This is a genomic window from Galbibacter sp. L-19 (assembly GCF_056857615.1).
Window position 1 is genome coordinate 36,254 of record NZ_JBSXNL010000072.1, and the last position, 14,207, is coordinate 50,460.

The 14,207-nt window shown below is 32.4% G+C and carries 13 protein-coding genes; 6 read left to right on the top strand and 7 right to left on the bottom strand.

Features of this window, described 5'->3' with window-relative positions; translation table 11 throughout:
• Positions 1-49: 49 nt before the first annotated feature.
• The 3 genes from AC13CQ_RS16235 to hemA form a co-directional block, all read right to left on the bottom strand.
• The gene (locus tag AC13CQ_RS16235) at positions 50-1,792 is read right to left on the bottom strand and encodes a TrkH family potassium uptake protein (protein ID WP_474507329.1); all 1,743 of its coding nucleotides are present in this window, start codon (positions 1,790-1,792) and stop codon (positions 50-52) included.
• Positions 1,793-1,940: 148 nt separating this feature from the next.
• Positions 1,941-2,858, bottom strand: coding sequence for a hydroxymethylbilane synthase (hemC, locus tag AC13CQ_RS16240; RefSeq protein WP_474507330.1), 918 nt, complete (start codon positions 2,856-2,858; stop codon positions 1,941-1,943).
• On the bottom strand, positions 2,855-4,108 hold the full coding sequence (hemA, locus tag AC13CQ_RS16245; RefSeq protein ID WP_008611670.1) for a glutamyl-tRNA reductase: 1,254 nt from the start codon (positions 4,106-4,108) through the stop codon (positions 2,855-2,857). Before hemA ends, hemC begins: the two co-directional genes overlap by 4 nt.
• Before the next feature lie 236 nt (positions 4,109-4,344).
• Between hemA and AC13CQ_RS16250 the strand changes: the two genes are divergently transcribed.
• From AC13CQ_RS16250 to AC13CQ_RS16270, 5 genes are all read left to right on the top strand, one after another.
• Entirely contained in the window at positions 4,345-5,202 is an 858-nt protein-coding gene (locus AC13CQ_RS16250) for an AraC family transcriptional regulator (protein ID WP_008611671.1), read from the top strand.
• 26 nt (positions 5,203-5,228) lie between these two features.
• On the top strand, positions 5,229-6,005 hold the full coding sequence (locus AC13CQ_RS16255) for a ThuA domain-containing protein (RefSeq protein ID WP_474507331.1): 777 nt from the start codon (positions 5,229-5,231) through the stop codon (positions 6,003-6,005).
• Positions 6,006-6,247: 242 nt separating this feature from the next.
• Positions 6,248-7,276 (top strand): ferrochelatase, encoded by a 1,029-nt coding sequence (gene hemH, locus AC13CQ_RS16260; RefSeq protein WP_474507332.1) that lies wholly within the window; start codon positions 6,248-6,250, stop codon positions 7,274-7,276.
• Positions 7,277-7,282: 6 nt separating this feature from the next.
• Positions 7,283-8,644 carry an MATE family efflux transporter gene (locus tag AC13CQ_RS16265; protein WP_335587062.1) on the top strand — a complete coding sequence of 454 codons (1,362 nt, stop codon included), beginning with the start codon at positions 7,283-7,285 and terminating at the stop codon, positions 8,642-8,644.
• A 39-nt stretch (positions 8,645-8,683) separates the two neighbouring features.
• Positions 8,684-9,235, top strand: a complete 552-nt coding sequence (locus AC13CQ_RS16270) for a CopD family protein (RefSeq protein ID WP_008611679.1) — start codon at positions 8,684-8,686, stop codon at positions 9,233-9,235.
• Between the two features lie 17 nt (positions 9,236-9,252).
• Here AC13CQ_RS16270 and AC13CQ_RS16275 read toward each other — a convergent pair whose 3' ends face one another.
• The 3 genes from AC13CQ_RS16275 to AC13CQ_RS16285 form a co-directional block, all read right to left on the bottom strand.
• Positions 9,253-10,878, bottom strand: a complete 1,626-nt coding sequence (locus AC13CQ_RS16275; RefSeq protein ID WP_337901823.1) for a S41 family peptidase — start codon at positions 10,876-10,878, stop codon at positions 9,253-9,255.
• 95 nt (positions 10,879-10,973) lie between these two features.
• Entirely contained in the window at positions 10,974-11,408 is a 435-nt protein-coding gene (locus AC13CQ_RS16280) for a deoxycytidylate deaminase (protein WP_008611682.1), read from the bottom strand.
• Positions 11,409-11,665: 257 nt separating this feature from the next.
• Positions 11,666-12,253, bottom strand: coding sequence for a HupE/UreJ family protein (locus AC13CQ_RS16285; protein WP_474507333.1), 588 nt, complete (start codon positions 12,251-12,253; stop codon positions 11,666-11,668).
• Positions 12,254-12,564: 311 nt separating this feature from the next.
• Between AC13CQ_RS16285 and AC13CQ_RS16290 the strand changes: the two genes are divergently transcribed.
• Complete coding sequence (locus AC13CQ_RS16290) at positions 12,565-13,689, top strand: PepSY-associated TM helix domain-containing protein (protein ID WP_474507334.1); 1,125 nt, start codon at positions 12,565-12,567, stop codon at positions 13,687-13,689.
• 39 nt (positions 13,690-13,728) lie between these two features.
• Here the strand turns inward: AC13CQ_RS16290 and AC13CQ_RS16295 are convergent, their stop codons facing one another.
• Positions 13,729-14,178: a glycosyl-4,4'-diaponeurosporenoate acyltransferase CrtO family protein gene (locus AC13CQ_RS16295; RefSeq protein WP_474507629.1), complete on the bottom strand. Its 450-nt coding sequence runs from the start codon at positions 14,176-14,178 to the stop codon at positions 13,729-13,731.
• Positions 14,179-14,207 lie beyond the last annotated feature (29 nt).

Here is a 14,207-nt window from a genome sequence, read left to right on the forward strand (position 1 = left end):
TTTAGCACAGGTCTTGGTTATACTTAATCCCTTTGTGGGGAGGTCATAATTAGTTAATTAATATATTTTCCTTTGGATATTCATAAAACTGATTATTCATCTGTCTTAAAAATCCAATAAGAATATTAAGCATTCCTATACGCCCTATAAACATTACAACAATAATAACCGTTTTGCTTGGATAGCTTAAATGAGGCGTTAAATTTAAGCTTAGTCCAACTGTACTGTATGCAGAAAACGATTCAAAAGCAACAGAAATCAAATCTCTTTCTGGTTCAAAAAACAGTAACAATAAAATAGCAATACCAATAGTTATTAACGAAATAGAAACAATAGCAAAAGCTCTGTTCAACGTGGCATTGCTAATACATCTGGTTCCAATTTCTATTCTTTTTTTATTTCTAGCAATGGCAAAAATATTTAAAGTTGCTAATGCAAAGGTAGTAGTTTTAATACCTCCTGCCGTAGATGCTGGCGAACCTCCAATCCACATTAATAATATTACAAATAGTAATGATGGCATTGTTAAATGTGAATAATCTATGGTATTAAAGCCCGCAGTTCTTGGGGTTACAGCTTGAAATGCCGTAGCTGTTATTTTTCCAAAAGCAGTATGGTGTTCTCCAAGTGTATTGGTTCCTTCAGAAAAATGGAAAAAAGTAAACCCAGCTAAAAGCAACAGTAGCGTTGTAGCCATTACTATTTTAGAATTTAGTGTAAGGAGTCTTACTAAATATTTTTTGTGCTCTTTGGTAAAGAGATTTAAGATATATAGTTTGATGTAATTATAAAAATTGAAAACAATATTGTAGCCTAAACCTCCAAATATAATGAGGAACATAATTACCCATTGGAATGGATAATCAAAACGTAAATTTTCATTAAATAGTCCATCTGGGGCATTAGAAAATCCTGCGTTACAAAATGCTGAGATAGAGTGAAAGATGCTAAAAAATATAGGATGTTCTAAATTTGATAAATCATCAATAGAAAAATAGATAAAAATAGCTCCAATCCCTTCTAAGGAAAAAGTAAAAAGCACAATATTCATTGCAAATTTTAAAGTGTCTTTTAGCGTTTCCGAAGCTACGTAGTCTTTTACATACAGCGTTTCTTTAAAAGAAGATCCCCCTTTAAAAAAGTAAGCAAAAAAGGAAGTAAAAGTTAAGATTCCTAATCCGCCTAATTGAATTAAAAATAGGATAACTCCCTGTCCAAAAAGTGTAAAATCTGTTGAGGTATCCATAACTGCCAATCCTGTTACACAAACGGCACTTGTGGAGGTGAAAAAGGCATCAATAAAGTTAATTTCTCCAACTGTAGTTGCTTTTGGGAGCATTAATAAAAACGCTCCTAACAAATCAAATATAAAAAAGCTACCTACAAATAAGATAGCTGGGTTGAAATATACACTGTATAAATATCTGATTAAAATGGTAAGTCTTAATACTAAATAAAGTAGTAAAGCACCTTCTAAAAAGGGTTTTATTTTATATAAATAGTGTTCTAAAACATGGTGAGAAGCAAAAATATATACAAAAATGCTAAGTAACACAACAGAAGCAAAGATACTTACGTACGTAAGGCTTATGAGCTTTCTGGTTTTGTCTTTTTGGATAAAATAACGATATATATTAGTGCCTAAAAGAATTAAAATTAAAGCACTTATAATAATAAGTTTATGTGTTCTAAATTTTTCGTACACAAAGAAGCCAAAATCGAAAATTAGAAAGCTAATCACGATAAAGTCAATTATTAAGAAAAACAGTCTTTGTGGACTTAATTTTTTCACACGAGTAAATTTAATTTTTTATATAATTAAGTAAAGAATCATTATCTATATAATCCCTTCGCTTTATTCAACTCCTCTTCTAAAGGCAACTATACTTTGACTCAGCTCAGTACGGAGCTTGGTTGTTATAAAACCTTCTGTGAGGGTTTTATAAGCTTAATTCTTTTTTAAGTTTTATCATAATTTCTTCACCACCTTCTTTAAGGATTTCTTGAGCGCATAAGGCACCAAGGCCTTCGCAATTCTCTATGAGAATCCTTTTTTCTACGGTTACTTTATGTTTTCCATCTAAAGAGAACAAACCACCAATAAAAGTTACATAATCAATATCTATTACTGCAAGCGCCCCAATTGGTGCCGTGCAGCCACCCTCTAAAGTACTTAAAAATTCTCTCTCTATAGTGGTGCAGATGTCAGTTTCGTAATCGTTTAATGTTTCTATAGCCTTGCGTGTGGATTTATCGTTTTCCATGGCCACCACTAGCATTGCTCCTTGTGCCGGAGCAGGAATCATCCAATCTAGTACCATATGATTTTGTGGTTTTAAATTAATTCTTTCCAATCCTGCGGCTGCAAATATGGCTCCACTCCAGTCGTTGTTTTGTAGTTTCTCTAATCGGGTATTTACATTCCCACGTAAATCTACAATAGTGTGCTTTGGGTATCTATTAAGCCATTGCGCTTTTCTACGTAAACTTCCTGTTGCAATTGTAGCATGTTTGGCAAACTCTTTTGGTTTGTCTTTATGTAATAATATGTCAAAAGTATTTGCTCTAGGCAACACAGCTGCTTTTACAATGTTTTTAGGGAGTTTTGTAGGAACATCTTTCATACTATGAACGGCTATATCTACAGTCCCATTTAACATAGCTACGTCTAATGTTTTTGTAAAAACCCCTGTAATTCCTAATTCGTGTAATGGTTTATCTAAAATAAGATCTCCATCGGATTTCACAGGAACAATAACAGACTCAAATCCGTTTTTTGCTAATAAATCTTTTACATGGTTAGCCTGCCATAGTGCTAATTCACTATCGCGAGTTCCAATTCTAATTACGTTATTCATTTTGAAGTCTCTAATTGAAACACTTTTTTAATTAGTTCAATGCTTTCGTCGGAGGTGTTCGAACTGTCTTTTAAATGGTTGGCGAAGTGTGTTGTAATTTTCTGAATAATTCGATTGCTGATAATTTCTGCCTGTTCATCATTAAAATCGTTGATTTTTTTACGTTGAAAGTCAATTTCAGCATCTTTCATTGTTTTTAACTTCTTCTTTAAAGCTTTAATTGTGGGGGCAAATTTTCTTGTTTCTAACCAATGTTTAAAATCAGTTTCTACCTCTTCAATAATACTTTCTGCTTTTGGAATAAATTGCTCTCTTCTTTTTAGCGTATCATCTGTAATTTTTGATAACTGATCCAAATGTACCAAAGTAATATTTTCTAACTCTTCTACATTTGTATCTACATTTTGGGGGATAGACAAGTCCAAAATTAATAAATCTTTTGAAGTATGTATAAGTTCTTTTGCAATGGTAGGCTTCTGTGCTCCCGTTGCCACAATAAGGACATCACTTTTTCTTATTTCTTCCTGTAAATCACTGTATTCTTTTACAATAAGATTAAACTTCCCAGCAATTTTTTCGGCTTTATTTTTTGTTCTATTAATTAAAACAATATGATCGTTCTTGGTGTGTTTTACTAAATTCTCACAGGTATTGCGACCTATTTTTCCCGTTCCGAATAATAAAATATTCTTTTCTGAAATGTTTGGAATTTTGGCCAAAATATATTGTACCGAAGCAAAAGCCACAGAGGTAGCCCCCGAAGAAATTTCTGTTTCATTTTTAATACGTTTACTTGCTTGAATTACACAATTACACAAACGTTCTAAAAAATGATTGGTAAGATTCCGTGCTTTTGAAGCAATAAAACTTTGTTTAATCTGACTGATAATTTCAAAATCTCCCAGAATCTGACTATCAAGTCCTGTTCCAACTCTAAACAAATGCGAAATAGCTTCGTTGTTTTTATACACATAACCTATTTGCTGAAATTCATCTACAGTTCCGTTAGAATTTCCGCACAACAATTGTATTAATTGAAAAGGATGTTGAGCAAATCCGTAAATTTCGGTTCGATTGCAAGTAGACGTTACCAAAATACCATCTATACCAGCAGATTGAGCTTGATCCAAAAGCGCATTCTTTGCAGTTTCGTCCAAACTAAATTTTCCTCTCAATCCGGCATCAGCTTTTTTGTAGCTAATTCCGATGATGTAAAAAGATCTATGTTTTGAAATATTATAAGCTTCCATTCAGTTTTTTCTGAAGTCGGAGCAAAATTATATTTTAAAGATGTATAAAAATAACGCTAGAAGAACTTTTTATGTCGCTTTAGGAAAAACACTCGCCTTTTGATTTGATATACCGCAAAATACCGTATTTTTGAAGTGAATTAAGTGATTGACGAATTATTTGTTTAGAACAATTCTAAATAATATGATTTGTTTTTACTACAAATGTAGGTTTAAAAAATAACGCTATAAGTGCTATGGAGGAAATTATAATTGAAGATGGATTTACATTATTGAAGCTTCAAAATGAAGCTCATGATATTCAGCATATTACTAAGCAAATAGATAGTAGTTTTATTCAATTTCACTTCTGCTTAAAAGGGAGTGCTATCTTTCATTTTAATCAAGGAAATTATGCCTTGGACTTAAAAGAGGAGGAAGCATTGATACTTTATAATCCGCAACGGGATTTACCAATTAATCTAGAATTAAATTCTAAAACTTGGTTAATCTCAATATTGATTCCCATAAAAAAGTTTCATTCTTTGTTTTCTTCTGAAGCAAATTATATTCATTTTCTGGATGATGACAATATTGATAAAAAGTATTACAACACCTCTCCAATTACACCTGTAATGTCTGTGGTGTTGAGTCAGATGATGAATTATAACCTCCATCAGTCTATAAAAAGTTTGTATTTAAAAGGGAAAGTATACGAGTTGTTAGGTCTTTATTTTAACAAACCTGAAGATGCAGATATAGAACAGTGCCCTTTTTTAATAGACGAAGATAACGTACGCCGTATTAGAAAAGCAAAAGATATAGTTATTGCCCGAATGGCAGAACCGCCTTCATTACAAGAACTATCGGATGAGATAGGACTTAATTTAAAACGATTAAAAGAAGGTTTTAAACAAGTTTATGGAGATTCTGTTTATAGTTTTTTATTTGATTATAAAATGGAATATGCTCGTAAAATGCTTGAAACAGGCGATTCTAATGTAAATGAAGTAGGTTTAAAAGTAGGATATAGTACGGCTAGTCATTTTATTGCTGCTTTTAAAAAGAAGTATGGAACTACGCCTAAAAAATATATTATGGCATTAAATCAATAAATTAGAACACAAAACCAACACCAAGAATGAAACACTTACTATTCAGTTTCATCCTACTTATTTTTATAGGATGTAAAGAAAATTCATCAGCAAATAATAAAAGTGAAACTGATTTTGCAATTGAAAAAGAAGAAGTTGCTTCAGAAGAGCATGTTTTAGTATTTACAAAAACAGCAGGCTTTAGACATAAATCTATTGAAGCAGGAGTAGCATTAATTAAAAAATTAGGAAAAGAAAATCATTTTTATGTAGACCATACCGAAGACTCATTGCAGTTTTCTACAGAGAATTTAAAAAAATATGATATGGTCATGTTTTTGTCTACAACTTTAGATGTTTTAGGCGATGCAGAGCAAGATGCTTTTAAAAAATATATTCAACAGGGAGGAAGTTTTATGGGGATTCATGCGGCCTCAGACACCGAATATACATGGCCTTGGTATGGTAAACTAGTAGGCGCTTACTTTGAAAACCATCCAAGTGGTACGCCAGAGGCAACAATCAAGGTTTTAGATAGAAGTCATATCTCCACAAAAATGCTTCCCGAGTCTTGGGTTAGAAAAGATGAATGGTATAATTTTAAAAATATCAATCCAGCTATTCATGTGTTGATGAATTTAGAGGAATCTTCTTATAAAGGAGGAACCAATGGAGAAAACCATCCAATTGCTTGGTATCATGAGTTTGATGGAGGGCGCTCTTTTTATACTGGTGGCGGACATTCCATCGAATCTTTTTCTGAGCCATTATTTGTGGAGCACGTATTAGGTGGGATTTTTTATTGTTTAAATAGGAAAAGTTAAGACGAATTTCGTAAAATATGAATCGATAATTTCTATGATACTATAAAAATCTAAACGGGGAAACAGGCATTATAAAAACATCAAAAAGAGTACTTTTGCAAAGTAAATTACCTCGGAATAAGTTGACGAGGTATCAAAAGGAAAAATTAAAAAACATTCCGAAGCAAGTCCTTCGTTAAACTAAGGGCAGACTTTGGAGCATTCAAATCTCGATTATCGGGTAAATATAGATAGTAGCATTCATGAAGGGAGTTTTATTAGTGAATTTGGGTTCTCCAGATTCTACAGATCCAAAAGATGTAAAGAAATATTTAGAAGAATTTCTAATGGACGAACGCGTAATAGATATGCCTTTATGGTTGCGTACGTTTATTGTAAAAGGCATTATTTTAAATACGCGACCGAAAAAATCGGCTGCTGCATACCAAAAGATTTGGTGGGAAGAAGGTTCGCCATTAATTGTGCTTTCCGAACGCTTACAAAATAAAGTAGATGCGCTTACGAGTGTGCCGGTAGCTTTGGCTATGCGTTACGGAAACCCTTCTATACATAGTGGTTTGGAGGCTTTAAAAAATGAAGGAGTAGATGAGGTGTTGCTAATTCCTCTCTATCCGCAGTTTGCTATGGCTACTACGGAAACTATTTTGGTGTTGGCAGAAGAAATTCGTCAAAATCATTTCCCAGAAATGCAGTTTACCAATGTGCCTGCTTTTTATAATCATCCAGATTATATCCGTGTTTTAGCAGAGTCTATTCAGGAGAACTTACAAGATAAAGATTGGGAACATGTGTTGTTTTCATACCATGGAGTTCCAGAGCGACACATAAAAAAATCGGATATTACAAAATCTCATTGTAAAATAGATGGACAATGTTGTCAAACGGCATCACCTGCACATCAATTTTGTTATCGTCATCAATGTTACGAAACTACAAGACAAGTTGCCGAATATTTAGAATTAAAAGAAGGAAGTTATACCACTTCTTTTCAATCGCGTTTAGGAATCGATCCTTGGTTACAACCTTTTACAGATAAAACTATTAATAGTTTTCCTGAAAAAGGAATTAAAAAACTTGCTGTAATTACCCCTGCTTTTGTTTCTGATTGTTTAGAAACATTAGAAGAAATTGGAATGGAAGCACGTCATGAATTTAAAGAAAATGGGGGAGAGGAGTTCCATCTAGTTCCTTGTTTAAATGATGATGAGGCATGGATAAAAGTGCTTTCTCGTTGGATTGATGAGTGGGCACACAATACGGTAACCGCATAGCATAAAATGGCAAAAACAACATCTAAAGAATTAGGGACAGATTCCATTGGAAGGCTGTTGGTAAAACAGGCTGTTCCAGCGTCTATAGGGATTCTGGTAATGTCTCTAAATATATTAGTTGACACTATTTTTGTAGGAAATTGGATTGGCTCTGTGGCCATAGCCGCCATCAATGTAGTGTTGCCTGTTTCTTTTTTTATTGCCGCTTTAGGAATGGCTATTGGAATTGGGGGTTCGTCTATTATTTCAAGGGCATTAGGAGCGGAAGACAGTTCAAAAGCGTTGAAAACCTTTGGGAATCAAATTACATTAACGCTTTTGCTTACCAGTATTTTTGTTGTGGGAGGCTTATATTTTATTGATGGTATTATTCCAAGTTTTGGAGGAAAGGGAGCTATTTTTGAGCCTGCTAAAATCTATTATAAAATTGTATTGTATGGGGTTCCATTTTTAGCACTTTCCATGCTTGGTAATAATGTAATTAGAGCTGAAGGAAAGCCTAAGTTTGCTATGGTGGCAATGATTATTCCATCCTTAGGAAATTTAATTTTTGATTACCTTTTTATCAATGTTTTGGATTACGGAATGGAAGGGGCTGCATGGGCTACTTCGGGGTCGTATATTTGTTGTTTTGTATATATTTTGTGGTTCTTTTTATCGAAAAATTCAGAACTGAAAATTAAATTTACTCACTTCGGATTGAATAAAAATATTGTTACTGAAATAGCTTCTTTGGGAGGCGTTACGCTTGCACGACAAGCAGTGGTAAGTGTTACATATCTGTTTTTGAATAATATTTTATTTGAACTTGGCGGCGCTTCTTCGGTTACCGTTTATGCCATTATTGGACGGATGCTTATGTTTGCATTATTTCCAGTTTTAGGAATTACGCAAGGTTTCTTACCAATTGCAGGGTTTAATTATGGAGCCGAAAAATACCAACGCGTTCGAGAATCTATAAATACAGCCATTAAATACGCTATGATTTTGGGGTTTTTAATTTTTATTTTGATAATGATTTTTCCTGAAACCATTACCAGTATTTTTACCAATGACGGAGAGGTTCTTTCAAAAGCACCAGGAGCAATGCGATGGGTTTTTATGGCTACACCAATTGTGGTTATTCAGCTAATAGGTTCTGCATATTTTCAGGCTATTGGAAAAGCAACTCCAGCCTTGTTACTTACGTTAACAAGACAGGGTTTTTTCTTTATTCCGCTTATATTGATTTTACCAAAATTTTATGGAGAATTAGGAGTTTGGATTTCATTTCCTATTGCAGATACATTGGCTACTATTGTAACGGGGTATTTTTTAAATAGAGAAATTAAACGGACTTTAAAGGTTACTCCAACCGTAGAGGCTTAGTTATTTGTTAGTACATTTGTTTATAGAAAAGGATATAAAATGGTAGATTATTACAATTACATAAAATCTTTACATTTAATTTTTGTAATCACTTGGTTTGCTGGACTATTTTATATTCCACGTCTTTTTGTATATCAAATAGAAGCTTTTTATAAGCCTTCACCAGAGAAAGAAATTCTAGGAAAGCAACTTAAATTAATGGCAAAACGTTTGTGGTTTATTATTACTTGGCCTTCTGCTATTCTCGCAGTAATTTTTGCTATTTGGTTGCTTATTTTAGCTCCAGCATTTCTACAGCAAAGCTGGATGCATGTAAAACTACTGTTTGTTTTTTTACTGATTTTATATCATCTAAAAACACATCAAATATTTAAACAACTGCAAGTGGATAATGTAAAATACACCTCTCGTTTTATGCGTATTTGGAATGAAGGTGCAACAATTATCCTTTTTTCAGTAGTTTTTTTAGTGATTCTTAAAAATAGTATTAATTGGATTTTTGGGGTAATAGGAATCTTTTTATTAGCTATATTATTGATGCTTGGGATTAAACTTTACAAAAGAATTCAAGATAAAAATCCGGAGGCATAATAATTTTATAAGGAGTGTTATTGTTCTACAGAAACATCTTCAATAGTATTTTCTCCTTCTACATCGTCAACATGAAGTAGCGCCCGCAACATTGGATCGCTATCTTTTAAGATTTGTTGTTGAGCATTTTCTCCGTATAATTGCTCGGCTAAGGTAGCTTTTATATGCAGTTTTAAATTCTCTCGATATGGGTTTAGATCTATTTGTAGACCTCTATCTTCAGCGTAATAAAGAAAAGCATCTACAGTTTCTTCATCTATGTTTACATTATTTATAAAATCTTCTTCAGAAGTTTCTGCATAAATATCTCGGTTTCTATCAAGGTATTCGAAAACGTAAAAAGACATAAATCCAGAATCGAGCATGGTATTAACCCAAGCCTCTTCCTGACTCCCTTCTATTGGCACAAAAACATCAGGAATAATTCCACCACCCCCGTATACAATTTTTCCTTTAGGAGTTTTAAAAATAAGAGAATCTGCTACTTTAATGCTGTCTGCCGAACGAAGTTCTCCATTTTCGTACCTTTTATAAAACTGTTGGTAGTAATCTTTAGTTCCGTTTTCATAAGAGCGTTGAATAGATCTTCCAGTAGGAGTGTAATAGCGAGAAACAGTAAGGCGGACAGACGAACCGTCTCCTAGTCCCATCTCTCGTTGTACGAGTCCCTTTCCAAAAGAACGGCGACCAATAATTGTTCCGCGGTCGTTATCCTGAATCGCTCCAGCAACAATTTCACTAGCAGAAGCAGATTTTTCATTTATCAAAATATATATTTCGCCTTCTTCAAAGTCTCCTTTTTTTGAAGCATATGCTTTTTGAATTGCACCACTTTTATTTTTGGTGAATAAAATTAATTTATCGTCCTCCAAAAACTCATCTGCAATTTGCTCTGCAATGCCTAGATAGCCTCCAGGGTTATTTCTTAAATCTAAGGCTAGTTTATCAATCCCTTTTTCTTGAAGTGAATTGAGGGCTTCTTTAAATTCTTTGTAGGTGCTTTCTGCAAAACGATTAATTTTTATGTATCCAAAATTCTCGTTAATCATGTAAAAAGCATCCACACTTTTTAAAGGAACTTCAGACCTTTTTATAGTTAGCGTTACTATTTTATCTTCTGAGGGTCTGTAAATAGTAAGTTTTACATTGGTTTTATTATCCCCTTTTAAAGTGTTTACAATTTCTTGGCTGCTAAGTTTTTTTCCATACAAGGTATCGGTATCTGCTACTAAAATTCTATCGCCTGCTTTTACACCTGCTTTTATGCTTGGACCATTTTTTATTGGTTTAATAACGGCTAGCGTGTCTTTGTACATATAAAAGCTTATTCCAACACCAACAAAATCCCCTTTCATACTTTCGGCCACTTTTTCAACTTGTGCCTTTGGAATATATACGGAATGTGGGTCTAGTTTATCCAGAATATTATTAACGGTAACATCTACAATGCTATCGGTATTAACATCGTCTACATATTCGTAGTCAATGTAATCTATTAGCCGATTTAGTTTGTCTTTTTTGGAATTTGTAGAGAAAAGTCTTTCAGGACTATCGTTAAAGTTTAATTTTCCGCCAATAAAAATACCTGCTGCCAAGGCTGCACATATAAATAGTGGCAATAAATAGCTTTTGTTTTTTAACATATGCTCACTCAGTGAGGGTTTATGTTCGAACACATGCCTAATGTTATGAGCAGGTGCGAACGAATTTTATTAATAATTAAAGGCTTTAAAAAAACTTATTCTTCTTCTAAATTTTCAAGATGAACCAATTCTACTCCTGCTCTTTCTAAAAATAACAAGCCTTCATCATCTTTATAAGCACGAGTATAAACTACCCTTTTAATTCCAGCTTGATGCACTAATTTGCTACATTCTTTACAAGGAGAAAGTGTTATATATAACGTAGCTCCTTTACAAGATTGTGTAGACGAGGCTACTTTTAAAATAGCATTGGCTTCTGCATGTAAAACGTACCATTTTGTAAAATGTTCTTCATTTTCGCATTCATTTTCAAATCCTGTTGGTGTTCCGTTATAGCCATCAGAAATTATCATTCTATCCTTTACAATAATTGCGCCAACTTGTTTTCGTTTACAATGAGATAGTTTTCCCCATTCTTGAGCCATTCTTAAGTAGGCACGGTCATATCTTGCTTGCTTTTTTTGAGCCATTCTTTTGCAGTCATTACCTCTATTTTAAGAGGGATAAATAATTCAAGATTAAGGTATATACATAGTGCCAACCATTATGAGCAACTTAATGTATTAATATAGTACATTTCTATTAAATTAAGCGCTAATAGTTATGAGTTAATAGGAAACTACTTTTTTATATAGCCTTTTATTTCGAAACGAAGATAAAGGCTTTGTTGTTTAATTACAATAACAAAGAAGTTAATTTTATCCTATAAAATAGATGTGAAGTTTCTTTAACTGAAAGCACATGAGTTTATTAGCATCGGAATAACAAACCCAACAACGATAGAAGAAATTACCATAATCCAATCTCGTTTATTGAATCTGAAGATAGACTGACAGATAAATCCTAATATCAATACAATTAAAACTACAATAATTTGAGAAGCTTCAATTCCTAAAGCAAATTCCAAAAGCGGAATCATTTTATTAGAAGAACTGGCTACAATTTGTTTAAAATAAGTAGAAAATCCTAATCCGTGAATCAACCCGAAGAATAATGTAGTAAAAAAAGTAAGACCAAATTTTTCTTTTCTTGCTCCCTTCCCAGCAGTAAAAATATTAAATACTGCTGTTACAAATATAGTTACAGGAATTAAACATTCTACTAAATTAGAACTTACAGATACTACGCCATAGGTTGCTAGGATTAGCGAAACGGTATGACCTACAGTAAACATTGTTACTAACCATAATATTTTTTTCCAATTGGAAAAGGTATAAGGCACTGTTAAGGCTATAAAAAACAGGATATGATCGTATGCGTTTATATCCAGTACATGGTTAAGTCCAAGTTTAAAATAGAACCAAAATTGATCCATAGATTGTAATTAAAGGGTTTTTCAAATTTACTATTATTTTATAAATGGAATTCATTTTTTAAAAATTCCTTTAATATAATATCCTTTTAAGTGTTATAAATTTCTACATACTAAAGCTTTTCAGTTAGATAAAATAATTTATTTAAATTTAGTCTAAATAAAATTTCAGATGATATACTATGATTTTATATTTGCTTTTTATTTAGGATAATTCCTTTTTAATAGGACTCATATTTTTAGCTTGTTTAGCGACTTTGTAAATGAAAGTTTATAAGGTCGCTTTCTAAGTTATTACTCATAAAAGAAATAAAATGGCAAAAAAGAAAACTTACGGCTTTAGAAAGTTTATAAACGATGTACATCTTTGGTTAGGGATAGGAAGTGGAATTGTACTTTTTTTGGTATGCTTTAGCGGAACTTTTTTAGCTTTTGAGCATGAAATCAAAGATTTATTTACTGAAAAAATGGTAGTTACTCCTACCGAAAATGTAAAATCTATTACCGAGTTAACTTCTTTAGTAAAAAATAATGTAGATGGAGAACTTAGTCGTGTTACACTTCCTTCTAATGCTAAGGAACCATATATTTTTACCATAAAAACAAGTCCAAAAGATCGAAGAGGAACTGCATTTTATGTAAATCCTTATACCGCTGAAATTCTAAAAGCACCAAAATCTAGTGCCGATGGTTTTATGATGTTTATGTTTAGAATGCATCGTTGGATTATGCTCGATGTACCCATTGGAAGACCTATTGTTGGAATTGCTACCATTATATTTTTAATACTTTCTGTTACTGGAATTGTGCTTTGGTTTCCTAAAAAAGTAAAATGGAAAAACATGAAAAGTGGTTTTAAAATTAAAATGAATGCGAATTGGAAACGTGTCAACCATGATTTACACAATACATTAGGGTTTTACGCTTGTATTTTTATAGTAATTATGGGGCTAACAGGACTTTGTTGGTGGTTTGAAGGGTATCGAGAAGGCTTAGGAAATTTAATTGGAGCCAAGATTTTTAATCGTGGGGGAGGACCAAAATTAGAAGCAAAAGCCAGTGATGGAGCAACTATTTCCTTAGAAGAAGCAATTGCTATTTCTCAACAAGAGTTTGACTATGAAGGGGACACCCGTATTTCTTTTCCGAATGAAAGAAGTGAGTTTTACAATATAAGTAAAAACAATGCAGCATCTTTTTCTCCTGTTACTTCAGATGTTTTAACATTAGATGTGTACGGTAATGTGTTGAACAAAGAATATTTTAACAACAAGCCTTTAAATGTTAGAATAGCCAGCCTAATTAAGCCACTGCATACAGGAGAAATTTTTGGGATGTTTTCTAAAATAATCTATTTTTTAGCCTGTTTAATAGCCACAAGCTTACCCATTACAGGAACTTTAATATGGATTAATAAAATGAAGAAAAAGAAAAAGTAATTAATACCAATACAAAGCTACCAGTACTAGCCATCGGTTTTATTTTTTTTTAATGAGTTTATCAATTCGTCTTTTATTTTCTTGTTGTAATAATGAAGGGTATAAATTCATTAAAAGATTCACAAGCATAATGATTAGTCCTAATAAGAAACTTTGGGTAAAGCCTTTATAAATGGCAATAATTGAAACAAAAATAAATGCTATTAAGTGACTTATTTCTGCTATAGTCATTTCTTTACGGACTTCTCTTAAATTCATTTTTTTATTTTTCAATGTAATTTTCTGATTGAAGAACTTAAAAAAGGTGTTTTTTACAATCCATTTGAAATATGATAGTCCAATGTTATTATTCAGAGTTTCACTTTCAATAAAATTGAAATTTGATATTTTTTTATAGAATTCAGTTTTTACCAGGATGCTATTAAATAGCATTCCAACTATCCATGATATAAATGATATTGATATTCCAAATACTAAATACTTTATCATGAGTTTTTATGAGTTAATTATAACTTAGA

What these genes read in the sequence shown, in the direction of transcription:
- AC13CQ_RS16265 (WP_335587062.1), top strand. Translation starts at nt 7,283, where the DNA reads ATGGCAAAAACAACATCTAAAGAATTAGGGACAGATTCCATTGGAAGG.
- AC13CQ_RS16270 (WP_008611679.1), top strand. Translation starts at nt 8,684, where the DNA reads ATGGTAGATTATTACAATTACATAAAATCTTTACATTTAATTTTTGTA.
- hemH (WP_474507332.1), top strand. Translation starts at nt 6,248, where the DNA reads ATGAAGGGAGTTTTATTAGTGAATTTGGGTTCTCCAGATTCTACAGAT.
- hemA (WP_008611670.1), bottom strand. Translation starts at nt 4,108, where the DNA reads ATGGAAGCTTATAATATTTCAAAACATAGATCTTTTTACATCATCGGA.
- AC13CQ_RS16280 (WP_008611682.1), bottom strand. Translation starts at nt 11,408, where the DNA reads ATGGCTCAAAAAAAGCAAGCAAGATATGACCGTGCCTACTTAAGAATG.
- hemC (WP_474507330.1), bottom strand. Translation starts at nt 2,858, where the DNA reads ATGAATAACGTAATTAGAATTGGAACTCGCGATAGTGAATTAGCACTA.
- AC13CQ_RS16295 (WP_474507629.1), bottom strand. Translation starts at nt 14,178, where the DNA reads ATGATAAAGTATTTAGTATTTGGAATATCAATATCATTTATATCATGG.
- AC13CQ_RS16275 (WP_337901823.1), bottom strand. Translation starts at nt 10,878, where the DNA reads ATGTTAAAAAACAAAAGCTATTTATTGCCACTATTTATATGTGCAGCC.
- AC13CQ_RS16255 (WP_474507331.1), top strand. Translation starts at nt 5,229, where the DNA reads ATGAAACACTTACTATTCAGTTTCATCCTACTTATTTTTATAGGATGT.
- AC13CQ_RS16250 (WP_008611671.1), top strand. Translation starts at nt 4,345, where the DNA reads ATGGAGGAAATTATAATTGAAGATGGATTTACATTATTGAAGCTTCAA.
- AC13CQ_RS16290 (WP_474507334.1), top strand. Translation starts at nt 12,565, where the DNA reads ATGGCAAAAAAGAAAACTTACGGCTTTAGAAAGTTTATAAACGATGTA.
- AC13CQ_RS16285 (WP_474507333.1), bottom strand. Translation starts at nt 12,253, where the DNA reads ATGGATCAATTTTGGTTCTATTTTAAACTTGGACTTAACCATGTACTG.